Origin of the sequence: Faecalibacterium sp. I4-3-84 (assembly GCF_023347255.1) — a bacterium.
GTDB classification, from domain to species: Bacteria; Bacillota; Clostridia; order Oscillospirales; family Ruminococcaceae; genus Faecalibacterium; species Faecalibacterium taiwanense.
The window spans coordinates 1,968,702-1,986,025 of sequence record NZ_CP094466.1; the positions used below are offsets into that span (position 1 = coordinate 1,968,702).

19 protein-coding genes are annotated in these 17,324 nt (G+C 59.1%); 9 read left to right on the forward strand and 10 right to left on the reverse strand.

Features of this window, described 5'->3' with window-relative positions:
- Positions 1-236: 236 nt before the first annotated feature.
- Genes MTP41_RS09665 through MTP41_RS09675 form a run of 3 tightly spaced genes read right to left on the reverse strand, consistent with a single transcriptional unit; the run spans position 237 to position 2,046 of the window.
- Positions 237-1,256 carry a molybdopterin-binding protein gene (locus MTP41_RS09665; RefSeq protein ID WP_249235420.1) on the reverse strand — a complete coding sequence of 340 codons (1,020 nt, stop codon included), beginning with the start codon at positions 1,254-1,256 and terminating at the stop codon, positions 237-239.
- Positions 1,257-1,268: 12 nt separating this feature from the next.
- Positions 1,269-1,784, reverse strand: a complete 516-nt coding sequence (locus tag MTP41_RS09670; RefSeq protein WP_243089047.1) for a molybdopterin-guanine dinucleotide biosynthesis protein B — start codon at positions 1,782-1,784, stop codon at positions 1,269-1,271.
- 34 nt (positions 1,785-1,818) lie between these two features.
- Positions 1,819-2,046 carry a DUF1653 domain-containing protein gene (locus MTP41_RS09675; protein ID WP_249235421.1) on the reverse strand — a complete coding sequence of 76 codons (228 nt, stop codon included), beginning with the start codon at positions 2,044-2,046 and terminating at the stop codon, positions 1,819-1,821.
- A 240-nt stretch (positions 2,047-2,286) separates the two neighbouring features.
- Between MTP41_RS09675 and MTP41_RS09680 the strand changes: the two genes are divergently transcribed.
- The 5 genes from MTP41_RS09680 to MTP41_RS09700 all read left to right on the forward strand — a co-directional run bounded on the left by MTP41_RS09680 (position 2,287) and on the right by MTP41_RS09700 (position 7,528).
- A complete protein-coding gene (locus tag MTP41_RS09680; protein ID WP_249235422.1) occupies positions 2,287-3,600 on the forward strand; it encodes an SMP-30/gluconolactonase/LRE family protein in 1,314 nt (437 codons plus the stop codon).
- Positions 3,601-3,627: 27 nt separating this feature from the next.
- Complete coding sequence (locus MTP41_RS09685; RefSeq protein ID WP_097774267.1) at positions 3,628-4,188, forward strand: TIGR01440 family protein; 561 nt, start codon at positions 3,628-3,630, stop codon at positions 4,186-4,188.
- 5 nt (positions 4,189-4,193) lie between these two features.
- The gene (locus tag MTP41_RS09690) at positions 4,194-4,913 is read left to right on the forward strand and encodes a YggS family pyridoxal phosphate-dependent enzyme (protein WP_249235423.1); all 720 of its coding nucleotides are present in this window, start codon (positions 4,194-4,196) and stop codon (positions 4,911-4,913) included.
- Between the two features lie 71 nt (positions 4,914-4,984).
- Positions 4,985-6,787: an ABC transporter ATP-binding protein gene (locus MTP41_RS09695; RefSeq protein WP_249235424.1), complete on the forward strand. Its 1,803-nt coding sequence runs from the start codon at positions 4,985-4,987 to the stop codon at positions 6,785-6,787.
- A gap of 324 nt (positions 6,788-7,111) precedes the next feature.
- The gene (locus tag MTP41_RS09700) at positions 7,112-7,528 is read left to right on the forward strand and encodes a twin-arginine translocation signal domain-containing protein (protein ID WP_097774271.1); all 417 of its coding nucleotides are present in this window, start codon (positions 7,112-7,114) and stop codon (positions 7,526-7,528) included.
- A 127-nt stretch (positions 7,529-7,655) separates the two neighbouring features.
- Here MTP41_RS09700 and MTP41_RS09705 read toward each other — a convergent pair whose 3' ends face one another.
- The 6 genes from MTP41_RS09705 to MTP41_RS09730 all read right to left on the reverse strand — a co-directional run bounded on the left by MTP41_RS09705 (position 7,656) and on the right by MTP41_RS09730 (position 11,793).
- The gene (locus MTP41_RS09705; protein WP_249235425.1) at positions 7,656-8,606 is read right to left on the reverse strand and encodes an ROK family glucokinase; all 951 of its coding nucleotides are present in this window, start codon (positions 8,604-8,606) and stop codon (positions 7,656-7,658) included.
- Between the two features lie 148 nt (positions 8,607-8,754).
- Entirely contained in the window at positions 8,755-9,639 is an 885-nt protein-coding gene (locus MTP41_RS09710; protein WP_249235426.1) for a fumarylacetoacetate hydrolase family protein, read from the reverse strand.
- A gap of 14 nt (positions 9,640-9,653) precedes the next feature.
- On the reverse strand, positions 9,654-10,205 hold the full coding sequence (locus MTP41_RS09715) for a DJ-1 family glyoxalase III (protein WP_097774274.1): 552 nt from the start codon (positions 10,203-10,205) through the stop codon (positions 9,654-9,656).
- 161 nt (positions 10,206-10,366) lie between these two features.
- A complete protein-coding gene (locus tag MTP41_RS09720; RefSeq protein WP_097776983.1) occupies positions 10,367-10,666 on the reverse strand; it encodes a YerC/YecD family TrpR-related protein in 300 nt (99 codons plus the stop codon).
- A 102-nt stretch (positions 10,667-10,768) separates the two neighbouring features.
- On the reverse strand, positions 10,769-11,263 hold the full coding sequence (locus MTP41_RS09725) for a GNAT family N-acetyltransferase (protein WP_249235427.1): 495 nt from the start codon (positions 11,261-11,263) through the stop codon (positions 10,769-10,771).
- A gap of 8 nt (positions 11,264-11,271) precedes the next feature.
- Positions 11,272-11,793, reverse strand: a complete 522-nt coding sequence (locus tag MTP41_RS09730; RefSeq protein ID WP_249235428.1) for a nitroreductase family protein — start codon at positions 11,791-11,793, stop codon at positions 11,272-11,274.
- Between the two features lie 224 nt (positions 11,794-12,017).
- Between MTP41_RS09730 and MTP41_RS09735 the strand changes: the two genes are divergently transcribed.
- Both MTP41_RS09735 and MTP41_RS09740 read left to right on the forward strand, forming a co-directional pair.
- Positions 12,018-12,611: an RICIN domain-containing protein gene (locus tag MTP41_RS09735; protein WP_120020130.1), complete on the forward strand. Its 594-nt coding sequence runs from the start codon at positions 12,018-12,020 to the stop codon at positions 12,609-12,611.
- A gap of 162 nt (positions 12,612-12,773) precedes the next feature.
- Positions 12,774-13,283, forward strand: a complete 510-nt coding sequence (locus MTP41_RS09740; protein ID WP_249235429.1) for an NUDIX hydrolase — start codon at positions 12,774-12,776, stop codon at positions 13,281-13,283.
- 563 nt (positions 13,284-13,846) lie between these two features.
- On the opposite strand, the gene MTP41_RS09745 is transcribed toward MTP41_RS09740, so the two are convergent.
- Positions 13,847-14,905 (reverse strand): PTS transporter subunit IIC, encoded by a 1,059-nt coding sequence (locus MTP41_RS09745; RefSeq protein ID WP_118527775.1) that lies wholly within the window; start codon positions 14,903-14,905, stop codon positions 13,847-13,849.
- A gap of 342 nt (positions 14,906-15,247) precedes the next feature.
- On the opposite strand from MTP41_RS09745, the gene MTP41_RS09750 reads away from it, so the two are divergent.
- A complete protein-coding gene (locus MTP41_RS09750) occupies positions 15,248-16,450 on the forward strand; it encodes a GH25 family lysozyme (RefSeq protein ID WP_249235430.1) in 1,203 nt (400 codons plus the stop codon).
- Positions 16,451-16,464: 14 nt separating this feature from the next.
- Entirely contained in the window at positions 16,465-17,307 is an 843-nt protein-coding gene (locus tag MTP41_RS09755; RefSeq protein WP_120120466.1) for an HAD family hydrolase, read from the forward strand.
- Positions 17,308-17,324: the final 17 nt, after the last annotated feature.

Genomic DNA, 17,324 nt, shown 5'->3' on the forward strand with positions numbered 1-17,324 from the left:
ATCTTTCTTGTTAAAATAAATCAAATTTTCAAACGTCCTCGCCCTCTCAGGCTCATTTCATTCGCCAGATTCCCCCTTTTGTCGCTGCGCGACATCTTCCCCCGGCGCGGGGGAAGTCTTTCCTCAAAGTGGGAGCCCTTGGCAGTCCACGCAAGTTTCATCTCTTTGCCAAGGCCTCTCCCTTTGGGAGAGGTGGATTTGCAAAGCAAAGACGGAGAGGGCGAGCAAGCTGAAGATCAGCAATGCCCGAAGCCGCAGTTGGGCCAGTGGCATTCGGCGCAGCCTAAGCACAGCCCGCCCTCGCCCAGCCGGGCAATGTCCTCGGCAGTGATGGGGTCGTCGGCCAGCAGGCGCGGCAGCAGCAGGTCAAAAATGGTGCGCTTGGCGTACATCACGCAGCCGGGCAGGCCGCACACCGGCACACCGTCCAGATAGCTCACAAGGAACATGGCACCCGGCAGCACCGGTGCGCCATAGGTGATGATCTCGGCACCGGTGTTCTTGATGGCAAGCGGCGTGCGGTCGTCGGGGTCCACGCTCATGCCGCCGGTGGTAAAGATCAGCTCGCAGCCTGCGGCCTTTGCTTCCAGAATGGCGGCGGTGATCCCGGCGGGGTCATCGTCGCAGGTTTTGTGATAGGTCATCTCGCAGCCGTATTCGGCCAGCTTGCCCACCAGAATGGGGGTGAATTTGTCCTCGATGCGTCCCTTGAACACCTCGCTGCCGGTGGTGATGACCGCAAACTTTTTCGGGTGGAAAGGCAGCACGTTCAGGATGGGTTCGCTGCCTACTGCGGCCTGCATGGCATCCATCTTCTCCTGCTCGATCACCAGCGGGATGATGCGGGTGCCGGCCAGCTTCTGGCCCTTTTTCACGGGCAGGTCGCCGTGGATGACAGCGATCATCATTTGGGGTGTGCGGTTCACAGCCAGCAGGGCGGCGCGGTCGATCTTCAAAAGACCGTCGCAGTCGGCAACCAGTTCGATCTTGCCTTCCTTCGGCTCAGTGCCGTGGATGTTGCGGCCCGCCGCTGCCTTGTACAAAAGGGCAGCGGCTTCGTCCTCGTGCAGGATGCCGGGGCGCTTCTCCCAGACATAGAGATTCTCTTTGCCAATGGAGAGCAGCACAGGGATATCCTCCGGCTGGACGATGTGCCCTTTGCGGAAGCGTGCTCCCTTGAACTGGCCGGGAATGATCTGTGTGATGTCGTGGCAGAGCACCTGCCCGACAGCGTCTTCGGTACGGATGAGTTTCATGCAGAACCTCCGTTACAGGGACGGCATCTGGTTCTCGATCCAGTCTGCCAGAGCAGCAGGATCGTCCAGTGCGAAATCAGCGTCCGGTACATCGCCCACGATGGCCATGGGCTGGAAGGCGGTGCCCACCGGGCTGACCGAGCTGCGCACCACCTCGATCTTGGCCCAGCCGCTGTCGCCAAAGCCTTCCAGCAGTACAAGGTCGTAGCCGTGGCGCTCGAACAAAGCCAGCAGGTCCTGCTCGTTCAGGCGGAACTGCTCGGTGAGCAGATAGCGCCCGGCAGTAAACACGGCCACACCCTCGGCACCGGCCTCATGCAGGCGGTCGGTCTCGGCGGGCAGGCGCAGGTCGTCAGCCTCGCGGATCACGCCCACCTTCAGCCCGCGGCTCTTGAGCACCGGCAGCAGCGCGGCCAGCAGAGCGGTCTTGCCGCTGCCTGCGGAACCGCTGACAGCCAGCACTGCCGGATGTTTGAAGCTCAGTTCGGCGGCAAGCGCCTGTTTTTGTTCACTGTACAAAAGTATCACCCTCCGTTTTATCCCATCGGCAAAAACTGCCGGTTCACTCCTCAATGCGCACAAAGCGCGGCTGCACTTTGCCGTCCAGCTCCACGGTCTCGCACCACATGGCGGCAGGACGCACCCAAAGCCCGCGTTCCCCATACAGGGCGCGGTACACCACCATTTCCTCTTCGGTCTCGCTGTGGCGGGCCATGCCCAGCACCTCGTATTCGTTGCCCTTGAAATGCCGGTAGCGGCCCGGCTGCACATGATATTTGAATGCTTCCATGTTATCCTCTTTTACACTGACATGCGGCATTCCGGTGCAGAATGCCATATTTATAATCAGTATAGCATATTTCAGCACGGCAAAAAAGGCTTTGGCAGGAAAGATGGAGAAAAAGGCGGCAGGCGGCGGCAAAAGCCGGGAGACAGAGTTGGGTGCTTGCACTGCCGCGCCACAGATGCTATACTGAAACGATAAGGGAATATCCCCTGAAAAAGCTCTGAAGATAAAGGAAAAAGCCCTATGAGGATCGGACTTGTTGAATTTCTGCTCATCCTTGCCATTGCGTCGCTCACCATCGGGCCGCAGGTGGCATTGTTCGTGGATCGCTGGATGCGCCGGGCAAACCGCGCCAATGCCCGCGCTGCCCGCCGCCGTGCCGAGTATGCGGCCCAGATGGCGGTGGAGCGGGACGCGCTGCTCAAGCGGTTCCGCACGGCCAGCACGGTGTTTGGCGTGTGCATCCTGCTGGCGCTGGTGTACGCACTGGTGTTCCGGCCCATCGATACGCCGCCACAAGGCTACACCGCGCCGGATGTCCGGCAGGACACCGGTGCAGCACAGACGGCCCTTGCCGCCGATCATAAGGGAACGCTGGATCTGGGCGAATATCAGGGTGTGGACTGCATCCGCACACAGGACGGCCTTGTGTATGCCGCAGCATACGACGGCGCAACCTTAAAAAAGCGCACGAGCGACCTTGTGCGCACCGACGGCGGACACGATGCGGCCATCCTTTCCGTGGACGGTGAGCTGACCGGTTTTGCCTTTGACGGCAGCGGGGACCTGTGGCTGAGCATCCTCACGCCCGGCGGCGGCAGCCTGTGCCGCGCCGCCCACGACAGCTGGGGCACGGCGGTGGAGCAGGTAGTGACCCAGATCGACGGTGCACTGCTGGGGGCAGTCTCAGCGGTGGAAGCCGCGCCGGACGGCAGGATCTACTTTGCTGTTGCTTCCAGTGCCAGTGCCGCGGACGGGCTGGAGAGCACTCTGCGCACCGAACTGCTGGCCCACACCGGCACGGGCTGCGTGTATGTATACGACCCGGCAGCACGCACGGTGCAGAAGGTGCTGGGCGGTGTGGCCGGTGCTTCCGGGCTGGCCCTGAGCCGGGACGGCAGCACGCTGTTCGTGGCTGACCTTGGGAACCGCTGTGTGTGGAGCGCTGCCGCCGATGCCCGCGACCTGACGGCGGGCGGTAAAAACTGCCAGAGCTTTGTTTCCGGTCTGCCGGGGTATCCCGGTGCGCTTGCTGTGGATGCAGATGGCACCCTGTACATCGGCTACCGGTGGGCGCGCAGCAGCTGGCTGGAAAAGAACGCCGACAGCACCCTGCTGCGGGGCATTGCCCTGCGTGCAGGCCGGAATCTGCAGGAAAAGCTATTCAGTCTGCCTGCCGATGCGCCCTGCGCGGAAGCTGTAGATACGGCAGACGGCAGCTGGAAGCGGACGGTCTCCAGCAAGGGTGCAGGCAGCGTGACAGCTCTGTGCCCGGTGGAGAGCAGGCTGTATCTCGGCCTTGCAGGCAGCGAAAAGGTGCGCAGTGCAAATCTTTGATCTTTGATAAAAACCGAGGTGTTTTTTATGACAGAAGAATTCAAAAAACAGATCGAGATGCAGGCCCGGCAGGCAGTGACCGAACTGCTGGCCGAAGCAAAGCTGAAAAAAGGCGATGTGTTCGTGGTGGGCTGCTCGTCCAGCGAGATCGTGGGCGGGCACATTGGCAAGGATTCCAGTCTGGAAGCCGCGCAGGCCGTGTACGCGGGCATTGCCCCAGTGCTGGCCGAAAACGGCATCTGGCTGGCCGCACAGTGCTGTGAACATCTGAACCGCGCTATTATCATCGAGCGCGAAGCCGCCGAAAAATACGGCTGGGAAGAGGTGTGCGTGGTGCCCCGCCCCCACGCAGGCGGCAGCTGGGCCACTACCTGCTGGAAGAAGTTCCGGGAGCCTGTGGCCGTGGAAGAGATCCGTGCCCATGCAGGCATTGATATCGGCGGCACCCTGATCGGGATGCACCTGAAGCGGGTGGCGGTGCCGGTGCGGCTGAGCCTTTCCAAAATTGGTGAAGCGAACATTCTGTGCGCCCGCACCCGCCCGAAGCTCATCGGCGGCGAGCGCGCCAAGTATACCGAGGAGGACTGAGCATCATGGCAGAAAAGAATCTGGAACAGATGCAGGAGGCCGTGGCAGAGATCCGGGAAAAGATGGCAGCCGCGGCCCGTGAAGCAGGCCGCGACCCGGCAGCGGTGCAGCTGTGCGCCGCCTGCAAGACCCGCACGGCGCAGACCGTGGCTGCAAGCGCAGCCCTGCCCATCGATGTATTCGGTGAGAACCATGTACAGGAGCTGTGCGCAAACTTTGACGCAGGTGCTTACTGCGGCAAGCCCAGCCACTTTATCGGCCATCTGCAGACGAACAAAATTAAAAAAGTGCTGGGCCGTGCCAGCCTCATCCAAAGCGTGGACAGCGAGCATCTGCTGAACGCCATCGAGAAGGAAGCAGCCAAGGCCGGCATCGTGCAGAATGTGCTGCTGGAGGTGAACATCGGCGGCGAGGAGAGCAAGACCGGCGTGGCACCGGAAGCGCTCTGGCCGCTGCTGGATGCTGCTGCCGCACAGGAGCACATCCGGGTCAAGGGGCTGATGGCCATTCCGCCCGTGAACGACGACGATGCCCGCAACCGCCGCTATCTGGCCGAGGTGTACAAGCTGTTTGCGCAGGCCGGAGAGCGCGGCTATTCCAACGTGTCCATGGAGACCCTCTCCATGGGCATGAGCGGCGACTTTGAAAACGCCATCCGGGAAGGTGCCACCCTTGTGCGCATCGGCACCGCCATCTACGGCGAGCGGGATTACAGTAAAAAGTAAGAGAACGAACCCTCTCCGTCATTGCTGCGCAATGCCACCTCCCCTGAGAGGGTTTTACAACAGGAGGAACCATGTCAAAAACCAAGATCAACGACCCCGGGGCGCACCACGCAGGCAGCGGTGCGCTGATCCGGCGTTTTCTGCCCTATCTGGCAAAGTACAAAATGACCCTGTTTCTGGACCTGTTCTGTGCAGCGCTGACCACCCTGTGTGACATCGTGCTGCCCAAGATCATGAGCACTATCACCAACGCCGCCATGGGCGTGGGCATCACCCTGACGGCGGGCATCGTGCTGCGGCTGGCAGCACTCTATTTTGTGCTGCGCATCATCGACGGTGCAGCCAGCTATTACATGTCCAGCATCGGTCATATCATGGGCGTGCACATCGAGACGGATATGCGCCGCGATGCCTTTGACCACCTGCTCAAGCTGGACCACACCTACTACAACAACACCAAGGTAGGCACCATCATGGGCCGCATCACCAACGACCTGTTCGATGTGACCGAGTTCGCCCACCACTGCCCGGAGGAATTTTTCATTGCGGCCATCAAGATCGTGGTGTCCTTTATTATCCTGTGCCGGGCCAGTGTGCCGCTGACGCTGGCGGTGTTCGCCTGCGTGCCGCTGATGGGCGTGGTGTCCGTTTACCTGAACGGACGGCTGCGGGCGCGGTTCCGTCAGCAGCGCGTGCAGATCGGCGAGCTGAACTCCACCATCGAGGACAGCCTGCTGGGGCAGGGCGTCGTGAAGGCCTTTGCCGCCGAGGATGAGGAACGCGAGAAGTTTGCAAAGGGCAACAGGGATTTTGAGCAGATCAAGACTCTCGGCTACTACGCCATGGGTGCCTTCAACACCTCCACCCGCCTGTTCGACGGCCTGATGTATCTGGTGGTCATTCTGGCAGGCGGCCTCTCGCTGGTGTACGGCAGGATCACCGCCGGTGACATGGTGGCCTATATGCTGTACGTCACCACCCTTATTGCCACCATCCGCCGCATCGTGGAGTTTGCCGAGCAGTTCCAGCGCGGCATGACCGGCATTGAGCGCTTTGCCGAGATCATGGACACTCCTGTGACCATCGGCGATGTCCCGGATGCGGTACCGCTGCAGCCCGGCCCCGGTGACATCCGGTTTGAAAACGTCAGCTTTGAGTACCCGGACGACCACAACAAGGTCCTGCACAACGTCAGTCTGGATATCCGGGCGGGCGAACGGCTGGCGCTGGTCGGCCCCTCGGGCGGCGGCAAGACCACCCTGTGCAACCTCATCCCACGCTTCTACGAAGTGACCAGCGGCCGCATCCTGATCGATGGGCAGGACATCCGCCATGTCACCCTGAAAAGCCTGCGGCAGGATATCGGCATCGTGCAGCAGGACGTGTATCTGTTCAGCGGCACGGTGGCCCAGAACATCGCCTACGGCAAGCCCGGCGCCACCCGCGAAGAGATCATGGAAGCGGCGCGTCTGGCCGGGGCGGAAAAGTTCATTCTGGCCCTGAAGGATGGCTTTGATACCTATGTGGGTGAGCGCGGTGTCAAGCTCTCCGGCGGACAGAAGCAGCGCATCGCCATTGCGCGGGTGTTCCTGAAGAACCCGCCCATCCTCATTCTGGACGAGGCCACCAGCGCACTGGACAACGAAAGCGAGATCCTGGTGGGCCAGAGCCTTGAAAAGCTGGCCCATGGCCGCACCACCCTGACCATCGCCCACCGCCTGACCACCATCAAGGACTACGACCGCATCCTTGTGCTGGGCGAAGAGGGCATCGTGGAATCCGGCACCCATGACCAGCTGCTGGCAAAGCAGGGCGTCTACTACCGCCTGTGGAATCAGCTGCCGGGGGAGGATACGCTGGAACTGGAAAAATGAACACAAAACTCATCACGCTGAGCAACTCCTGCAGTTCAGTCCTGAAAAGACAGCATTGAGTAAAAAAAGAGAACCTGCTGAGCAGGTTCGCACAAAATACCGCTGGGTTCAGCGGTATTTCTTTTTTGAGCAGAGGCAGGAGTACAGGCAGTTTGAATAAAAGAAAAAAATTTTTTTGTGAAAAAGTCAGAAATCAAGGATTGCATATTGACAAATACATACGGGGGGGGGGGTAAACTATTCGACGAGAACCCATCAGCGGTATGCGATACGAAATAACGGACTCACAGTGCCGCGGGGGAAAGCCATAAGGAGGAAAAAATTATGGATAAGATTTCTCGTCGTTCCTTTTTGAAGGGTGCAGGCATGACTGCACTGGCTGTTGCGGCAGTCGGTATGATGACGGGCTGCAAGGGCGAAGATGTTGTTCCGGATCCGCAGAAGGTTGATGTCGCTGTGATTTTCTGCCAGTCTGGCATGGGCGTTGTAAGCAGTTTGCCCAGCGGCAAGATTCAGGTGGTTGAAAAGGCAGCAAAAGAAGGTCAGGCAGTTGATAAGGCTGAAATTGAAAAACTGCTGGCCGATAAGAAAGGCTGGAAGCTGGACGAGACCGATCCGAGCGACCTGAAAGTTCATCCTTCGGAAGATGCAGTTGGCGATGAAGATCTGGCACTGCCGGTTAAGCTGAGCGGTCTTAAGTACTATGTCACGGTCAACGTTGCTGTGGATAAGGGTATTTGATAGCACAGAACAAATATAAAAAATGAAAAAAACCAGCCCCTGATACAGTACGTATCGGGGGCTGGTTTTTTTGCTTGAACGGCAGAGCTTCAATTTTTGTTCAGCAGTTTACCTTCTGAGGAGGGCGTTATTCACCCACGATCAGGCGCACAGAACCATAGATACCGGCATCGTTGCCGAGGATGGCGGGCACGATGGGGGTCTCACGGCAGGACTTGAAGGCATAGACCTTGAAGTGCTCCCGCAGCGGGGCAAACAGCACCTCGCCTGCGCGGGACACACCGCCGCCGATCATGAACATTTCCGGGTCCACGGTGTTGGCCACATTGGCCAGCGCCATGCCGAGGGTGTCGGTCATCTCGTCCACCTCACGGGCGGCAAGGGCGTCGCCATTGCGGGCAGCATCAAATACGTCCTTGGCGGCAAACTCGGTGCCGCGCAGGGCGCAGGGGGTATCCGGGTTCTCGTCCAGCAGCTTCTTCATGCAGCGCACAACGCCGGTGGCACTGGAATACTGTTCCAGACATCCGTGCTTGCCGCAGCCGCAGGCAGCGGTCTCGTGGCGGTCCACCGTGATGTGGCCGATCTCGCCGCCGGCACCGTGGGTGCCATCAATGACCTTGCCGTTGACGATGACACCACCGCCCACGCCGGTGCCCAGCGTGACCATGACCGCGCTGCGGCAGCCCTTGGCGGCACCCATCCAGATCTCGCCCAGAGCGGCCACGTTGGCATCGTTGCCCACCAGAACCTTGATGCCGCCCAGCATATCGCCAAGCTCTTCGGCCACATTATGCTTGCCCCAGCCGCCGAGGTTTGCACAGATGATGGGCACGATGCGGCTGTCCAGCACAGGGCCGGGCACGCCCACGCCCACGCCCTCTACCTGCTCAGCGGCAAGGCCCTTTTCCTGCATTTTGCCCTGCACGGCAGCGGCCAGATTTTTCAGAATGTGCTCACCGGCGTTGGAGGTGTCGGTGGGAACTTCCCACTTTTCCAGCAGTTCGCCGGTGGTCTTGAACAGGCCGATCTTGGCGGTGGTGCCGCCCAGATCGATGCCGAATGCGTATTCTTTCATGTTTCATTTACCTCTTTTTGACGGCCAGCGGCCGCAGTATTTCGCGTGTTCCAGTATACCACACCTACCCGCAAAAGAGCAGTGTCGCTGCGGATTTTCATGCAAACAGACGGAAAACGCAGTGGATATTTGGCACAAATGCCAGTGCTCACCGCACGGTGTTGGTCAGGCTGCCAATGCCGTCGATCTCGCAGCGCACCGTGTCGCCGGGCTTCAAAAACTGCGGCGGGTCCATGCCCATGCCCACACCTGCCGGGGTGCCGGTGGCAATGATGGTGCCGGCCTTCAGGGTCATGCCCTGAGTCAGCTCGTGGATCACGTGGTCGATATCAAAGATCTGCAGGCCGGTGTTCGAGTCCTGCCGCTTTTCGCCGTTGACAAAGCTTCGGATGCCGAGCTTGGGCGGGTAGGTGCCGAACTCGTCTGCGGTAACGATGCAGGGGCCGATGGGCGTGAAGCCATCGAGGCTCTTGCCGAAGTACCACTGCTTGTGGGCGGTCTGCACATCGCGGGCGGAAACATCGTTCAGGATGGTGTAGCCGAACACATAGTCTTTTGTCTGCCCGGCGGGCACATCCCTGGCATCTTTGCCCAGAACCACAGCCAGTTCGCATTCGTAGTCCAGCTTCTGCACAAGGTCGGTGTGAGCATCAATAAAGCCGCCGTCCGGCACAGCGCGGGAAACGCGCTTGGAAAAATAAATGGCATCCTGATGTTTGGTTGCAAAGGCATCGGCAGAGTATTTCTCCGCTTCGTCCGAGTGGGCCATATAGTTGATGCCAAGGCACACCACATCCTGCGCCGGGCAGGGGATGGGGCTTTGCAGCTGCACGGCATCCACGGGCAGGGCCGGGATGCCCGCAATGGCAAGCTGCAGGCCTGCCCGAACCTGCGGGGTCAGAAAGGGGATGGCATCGGACAGGGTTTCGTAGGAAAGGCCCAGCCAGCTCAGCGGCCAGATCTGTGTGCCGTCCGGCGAAAGAATAGCCGGATCTTCTACGCCGTCCGGCAGGCGGCAGGTGACAAAACGCATTTCAGTTTCCTCCCTCAGTGGCGGTAGGCGATGGCGTTCTGGATGCGGTCGGCCTCAGCCTGCCCGGCCAGCTGGCGCACCAGCTCCAGCGCAAAGGGGATGGCACCGCCCAGACCGTAGCTGGTGGTGATATTGCCGTCCACTACCACTTCGGTATCCAGCACCTCGGCACCGGCCAATTTGTCTTGGAAACCGGCGTGCGCCGTGGCTTTTCTGCCCTCCAGCAGGCCGAGAGATGCCAGCACGCTGGGTGCTGCGCAGATGGCAGCTACCTTTTTGCCGCTCTTTGCAAAGGAAACGCAGGTGTCGGTAACGGTCTTGTTGGCGGCAAGGTTCGGGGTGCCGGGGATGCCGCCGGGCAGCACCACCATGTCCACATCCGAATAATCCACCTCTTCGGCCAGTGCGTCGGCGGTGATATGCACCTTGTGGCTGCTCACGATCTCGCGGCTGCCGGATGCGCTGGCCACGGTCACCTCCACCTTGGCGCGGCGCAGCAGATCGACCACCAGCAGGGCTTCACATTCCTCGGTGCCCTCGGCAAAAAATACAACAGCTTTGCTCATAAAAATCAAACCTCCCTGATTTCTGATGAAGACGGCGCATCTGCGCCGCATGAGGAAAAACGATAGAAGTACCCCGCTGGCGTGGGGACTTCTGCCTTCCCGGTTGAATGATAAAAGCCGCATACCGCACGGGCGGCACGCGGCATGGTTTGTGTGGAAGTTCAGTTTTGATCGTCGGCAGCTTTTTCCGCTTCCAGCAAGGCGCGCAACACGCTGTCGTCGGCACTCAGCACCCGGCTTACCCGGCTGATGATGGCGCTGGATGCACCGGTCTTATCCATGATCTCGGTGTAGATGCGCTTGTCCACCAGCATCTCGGCAATGTTGTAGCGCTGCTCCATTGCGCTCAGCTCGGAATAGCTGCACACATCCTGTAAAAAACGGTAACACTGTTCCGGGGTCTTGAGCTGCAAAAATGCCTGATACAGACCGGACTGGCCGGTAGGATGATCTTTTGCCATGTCGTTCTCCTTTTTTGCAGATGCCGCCCACAGGCAGGCACTTTATTACACTACACCAGTGTAGTACAAACGGGGAGAAATTTCAATAGCTTTTGCGGCTTTTTAGCCCAGCGTGTGCTCAAACACCACTTCGTCCCGGGGGACGGTGCCGTTTTCCTGCTCGGCGGGCTTTAAATTGCGGTAGCGCAGGGCCTTGAAGAACTGCTGCACCGGCAGGGCCTTGGCGTGCACGGTGCACCACACACGGCCCTTGCCCTCGCCGCGGGCCAGCCGCTCGCAGGAGAGCACGATGTCCCGGCCCAGTGCCTTGCCGCGGTATTCGGGCTTGAGGTACAGGTGCATCAGGTGCAGGGCGGTGTTCTCCATCTTCCACGCAAAGTAGCCGATGGTCTTGCCGCCCAGAACCACGAGGAAGTAGTTCACATCGTTGTCGATGTCCTCCTCAATGGCATCGGCGCTCTGCAGCTCTTCCACAAGGGTGTCCAGCTGTTTTGCGGGGTAATAGCGCTTGTACACCTCATGCCAGAGTTCACTGGCAAGGTCGGCGGTGGCGTGGATATATTTGGCCTTGGCGACCAGCTTGTAATCAGGCTTCATAGTTCTCCTTACACTTTTACGATATAATCCGGCTTGCGGGGTGCTGCGGACTTGGGGTCTGCAGCAGGGTAGCCCAGAATGCAGTGGCCGATGCCGACCCAATCGCCCTCGATGCCCCACTGCCGGAGCAGGGCCTTGCCCTCTTCTGTTTCAAACTCTTCCTTTGCGCGGTTGATCCAGCAGCTGCCCAGCCCCAGCGAAGCTGCAGCCAGCATCAGGTTGCCCATGACAAGGCTGCCGTCGGGTACGGCATTTGCGGCGTGAGCATCGGCCAGCACTACCAGAATGGTGGGAGCGCCGTACATAGGGTCGGTGTCCCTGCCCATGACAGCGGCGTTCATGCGGGTGAGCTGGGCGCGGGCGGCAGCGTCCTGCACGACCACGATCTTTGCGCTCTGGCGGCCCATGGCGCTGGCGGCGTAGGTGCCGGCTTCCAGCACGGCATCCAGTTCTTCGTTTGTGATCTGCTCCGGCTTATAGGCACGGCAGCTGCGGCGGTTTTTGATGGTTTCCAAGGTTTCGTTGGTCATAGCAATTCCCTCCCTTAAAGCATGTGCCTTTATTGTATCACAACAAAGGCCGGAGTGCAAAGAGAAACCGGTAGGAAACGCTTTTGTTGCACGTAAACGTTTCAACGATGAAAATCATGTCAAAATGCACAATAAAACGTAAAAAGATTATGAAAAAGCGTCCTTGCTGCCAAAGGGTAAATACGTTATAATAGGGCTACCAAACTGGAAAGGAGTTGTGCTCTATGGCAAAGGTATCGCAGGCAGTCATTCTGGAAAATGAATTTTATATCATCAAAGCCCCCAATGGGAAGGTGCTGGAAGTAAAGAACTTCAACACCGAGAACGGCGCGGCCATCCAGCTGTGGAGCTATGCGGGCCATCCGTGGCAGCAGTGGCAGTTCGTGGACGCAGGCGAGGGCCGCTGGCGCATCTGCAACCGCTTTACCGGAAAGATGATGGATCTGGCCCTTGGCGGTGTGGTGGAGGGCACATGGCTGCACCAGTGGAGCCGCACCAGCGGGCTGAGCCAGTGCTGGGCGCTGGAGCCCACCCGCAGCGGGCGCACCCGCATCCGCAATGTGCTGGCGGATAAATACATTGACCTTGTGGGCATGAACACCGCCAACGGTGCACAGGCCCAGATCTGGAACTTTGTAGCAGGCGGCAATCAGGAGTGGACGCTGGAACGCATCGATCCGGACACCGCCCAGAGCGGCCGCCGCGCCGAGGAGGCCAAGGACCCGCAGCCCACACCAAGCCAGCGCAAGCATCAGAACGACCTTGTGCGCAAGCTGAACAATGCGGGCAAGGGAAGAGCAAGCCGGAAGGGGCAATGATTTTAAATTGCCGCCGCGTTGCTCTGGCATATTCAGAGGAAAAAGTTATTTTTGATTTGCACCCCGGCAAAGCCTGCGGGCTTTGCCGGGGTGCTTTTTCCCGGGAGGGGCCGCAGCGTAAAACGGCATTTTCCACAAAAACAAAATCAAAAGGAGAACTCAATGAATCTAGGAGCCTTCATGAACCCCGAATTTCCCATTTTCAGCACCACGCTGTGCTATCTGGAACGGGACGATGCCTACCTGATGCTGCACCGCATCAAAAAGCAGGACGACTACAACCATGACAAATGGATCGGCGTGGGCGGAAAGTTTGAGCGGTTTGAAAGCCCGGAGGACTGTCTGCTGCGGGAAGTGAAGGAGGAGACCGGCCTGACGTTGAAGCACTTCCGCGCCCGGGGTCTGCTGACCTTTATTTGGGGCAACATGACCGAGTTCATCCACCTGTACACCGCTGATGAATGGACGGGCGAGATGGTGCAGGGCGATGCCTGCAGGGAAGGCGTGCTGGAATGGGTGCCGAAGGATAAGGCGGCTGAACTGCCCATCTGGGAGGGCGACAAGATCTTCTTCCGGCTGCTGAATGAGGAACGGCCTTATTTCTCCCTCAAGCTGGTGTATGAAGGCGATACCCTGAAACAGGCGGTGCTGGACGGGAAACAGATCGTTTGAGCGCTTCCTGTGCAGAGCGTAGTCGTGTGGGTTGGGTTTAATGGCTTTTGAAAAATGTATCGCCGCTGGGTATGTTCTCTTTTGCGTGCCAAAAGAGAACCAGAAAAGCACCCGCTACTTTCGAGGCGCGGGAGGCGGCGGGTTGCGGCTCCCTGCGTCTGCTTCGTGCCTTGGTCGGCACTCGCATCCTGCAGGCCGCTGCCCCAACAGCTCCTCTCTGTTTCGGCCACTGGCTGCGGTCGTCGCCGTTGCAAACTAAGGGCTGCTCGCCCTTAATAATCCCAAAGCAGATGGGCTCCATACAAAAAATCCAAGTCGCTGCGCTAGAGGATTTTTTGTGTTGCGCCGATTTTGAGTCGCTTACGCGACGAACCGTGCGGGCAAGTTTGTGCTCCATCTGCTGCGCGACAGCTGCAGGCTGACAGTAGCAAAAGGCTGTTCACCGCCCGGCCCCTTATCGTGAAAAGGCAAAGCCGGAATGACCGCAGTCATTCCGGCTTTGCTATATATAAAAATATTTTTCCGCTGATATTGTCAGAGCGAAGCGGAGACAATTCTAAAAGTTAGTTCAGCTTCAGGTCGCCCTCTTTGATCCAGCCCAGCTTGCGCTCGATCTCGCAGAAGATCACACTCAGCACAGCGGGCAGAACAAAGCACAGCAGCACCATGGCAGCCCAGTCCATCGGGGTGATGGCGGCTTTGGTGCCGGCGGCAATGTCGCTGACCCAGCCGGTGTACACGCCGATCTGGCCCACCAGACCGCAGGTGCCCATGCCGGAGGACACAGCGGCACCGTTCATCTCAAAGTGGAACACGCAGGTGGCCAGCGGGCCGGTGATGGCACTGGCCAGTGTGGGCGCGATCCAGATGCGGGGGTTCTTGACGATGTTGCCCATCTGCAGCATACTGGTGCCAAGGCCCTGACTGACCAGACCGCCCACGCCATTCTCCTTGTAGCTCATCACGGCAAAGCCGATCATCTGGGCGCAGCAGCCTGCCACGGCGGCACCGCCGGCAAGGCCGGTCAGACCCAGCGCGGCGCAGATGGCGGCAGAGGAAATGGGCAGGGTCAGCGCCACGCCCACAATGACGGATACCAGAATGCCCATGGCCAGCGGGGCCTGCTCGGTGGCCCACATGATCAGGGTGCCCACCTGACTTGCGGCAGCGCCAATGGGTGCGGCGATCAGCATGGAAAGGCCCACGCCGGAAAAAATGGTCACCAGCGGGGTCACGAGGATGTCCACGCGGGTCTCCTTGCTCACGGCCTTGCCCAGCTCGGAAGCCACGATGGCAATGATGAGCACGGCCAGCGGGCCGCCTGCGCCGCCCAGAGCATTGGCCGAGTAGCCTACGGTGATCAGGCTGAACAGCACCAGCGGCGGGCAGTGCAGTGCCCAGCCGATGGCACAGGCCATGGCCGGGCCGCTCATGGCCGTGGCGTAGCCGCCAAGGTCTACCAGTACGTCAAGGCCGGTCTGCTGGCCCAGCGTCTTGATGATGGTGCCGATCAGCAGGCTGGCAAACAGGCCCTGCGCCATGGCACCCAGCGCTTCAATGAGATAGCGCTGCGGAGTGATGACGATATCCTTGCGTTTTAAGAAATCTTTCACATTTGACATGAGAAACTGCCTTTCTGTTTCAAGATGGTGGATTCAATGCAAAAACTGCATGTCAAGTATAATACCATACACATGTCAAGACAGCAAGACAAAATGCTGATTTTGCTGGAAATATCTGCAATTTTTGGCTTTGTGCAATGTTTTTGCGGGCTGAGACGTATCTGTTTTGGAGCATTTTCTGATACCGGGGCGGCAGCTTTTCGGAGCTGCGCTTTGCAGTGTGCGGCAATTGACGGGGGCTTGCCCGCGGGTGTATACTGAAAGAGTATTGAGAAGATGAAACGCTGCCCTTTTTGCGAAGGGCGGCATCCCGATAAAAATGCATGAGGTTTGGAGCACAGCATGAAAAAAACGTTCTGGAATAAACTGACTGCCCGCGGCACCCGCGGCAAAACGCAGTGTGCAGCGGCAGTTCTGGCATTGGCAATGACCTTTTCAATGGGGGCACCGCTGGCACTGGCTGCACAGCCGGAAGAAAGTACCGCGGCAGTGACCGAGACTGTTTCTGCACAGCAGGAAACGGCAATGCCCACCCTGCAGACGGAGACCCCGGAGCTTGCTGCACAGGACCCGGAAGCACCGCCTGTACAGGCCACTGAAGCGGAGGAGAACAGCACGAACCAGCACACGCCGGAAAACAGCGTGGTGCTGACACCGGAAGAGATCCGTGCCGCGCTGGATGCCGGTGCCATGGATGCCGCCGAGGCCCAGTGCATCGACCTGAGCGATGAGAACGGCTTTTTCAGCTGGCTGTTCAATTTCCTGTTTGGCTGGCTGGGCAAAGACGAGTCCCAGCCGGAGCCGGCCTACTCCGGCTGGCGTACCTCCGGCGGCAAGACCTACTACTACAGCCAGACCACCAACAAGCCGGTGACCGGCATCCAGTGCATCGACAATAAACTCTATTCCTTCAATGCGGATGGTGTGCTGGAAAATGGCAAGACATTCGGTGTGGATGTTTCCAAGTATCAGAAGAACATCGACTGGAACCAGATCAAAAAGGCAGGCGTGAGCTTTGTGATCGTCCGCATCGGCTACCGCGGCTATGGTGCTTCCGGCACGCTGGTGCTGGACCCCATGTTCGAGGAGCATTTCACCAATGTGAAGAATGCGGGCCTGAAGGTGGGCGTGTATTTCTTCAGTCAGGCCACCACCGAGGAGGAAGCCAAGGAGGAAGCCTTTGCCTGCGCCTACGTACTGAACGGACGCAAGCTGGATTACCCCATCTTCTTTGACACCGAAGCATCCGGCGCTTCCAATGGTTCCGGCCGCGCCGACGGTCTGGGTATGGAGGACCGCACCAAGTGCGCCATCGCCTTCTGTGAGGAGGTCAAGGCACAGGGCTACAAACCCGGTGTGTATGCCTCTACCCTGTGGTACCGCAAGCGTGTCGATCTGAACAGCCTGAAAAAATATACCATCTGGAACGCACATTATGGTGTTGCCAGCAGCCCCATCGACTGCGCCCTGTGGCAGGGCACCTGCACGGCACGCCTGCCCGGCTATAAGGGCGATATGGACGTGAACATCAGCTACATCGGATAAGTGAGGAAACTGCAATGGACCGCATTCGCCTGATCGCATCGGACATGGACGCGACCCTTCTGGACGAGTACAGCCAGTTGCCGCCAAAGTTTACCGAGACCATCCGTGCACTGGCCGGGCAGGGCATCTTGTTTGCCGCCGCCAGCGGGCGGCCTCTGTACACACTGGAAACGATGTTCCCGGATCTGCTGGAGGAGATCATTCTCATTGGCGACAACGGCGGCGCTGCCCGCTGGAAGGGGAAAGACCTGTTTGTGTCCGAAATGCCTGCCGAGGGCTGGCGGCAGCTGGCCCGCAGCACGAAGCAGGCCGGAGACGTGGGCCTTTTGTGCGGACTGCAGGCGGCCTACGCGGAAAAGCAGGACGAGAAATACGATAAAGTTTTCAAGAATTTTTATACCCGGGTGGAATACGTGGATGACCTGACTGCGGTGGAAGCGGCGGCGGATAAGTTTACCGTCTATCTGCCCAACGACGACTCGCAGAAAGCCTTCGACCGGATCTACGGCGCATTCCACACCGGAAATGGCGGTGCATTCTCGGTGGCAGTGGCAGGCAGAAACTGGGTGGACGTGATGAACCCAGGTGTGCACAAGGGTGCAGCACTGGCAAAGGTGGGTGCACTGCTGGGCATTCCGGCCGACAGCATGATGGCCTTTGGCGACACCTACAACGATGCCGAGATGCTCACCACTGCGAAGTACGGCTTTTTGATGGAGAACGGCAGCGGACCGCTGCGGGCGCAGGTGCCGTTTCTGGCACCGTCCCACCGGGAATACGGCGTGATGCAGGTGCTGAAACAGGTGCTCCGCCAGAACGGCGAAGTAAGCTCGGAAGATTTTACAAAAGCACATTGATCGATATTGACAAAAGG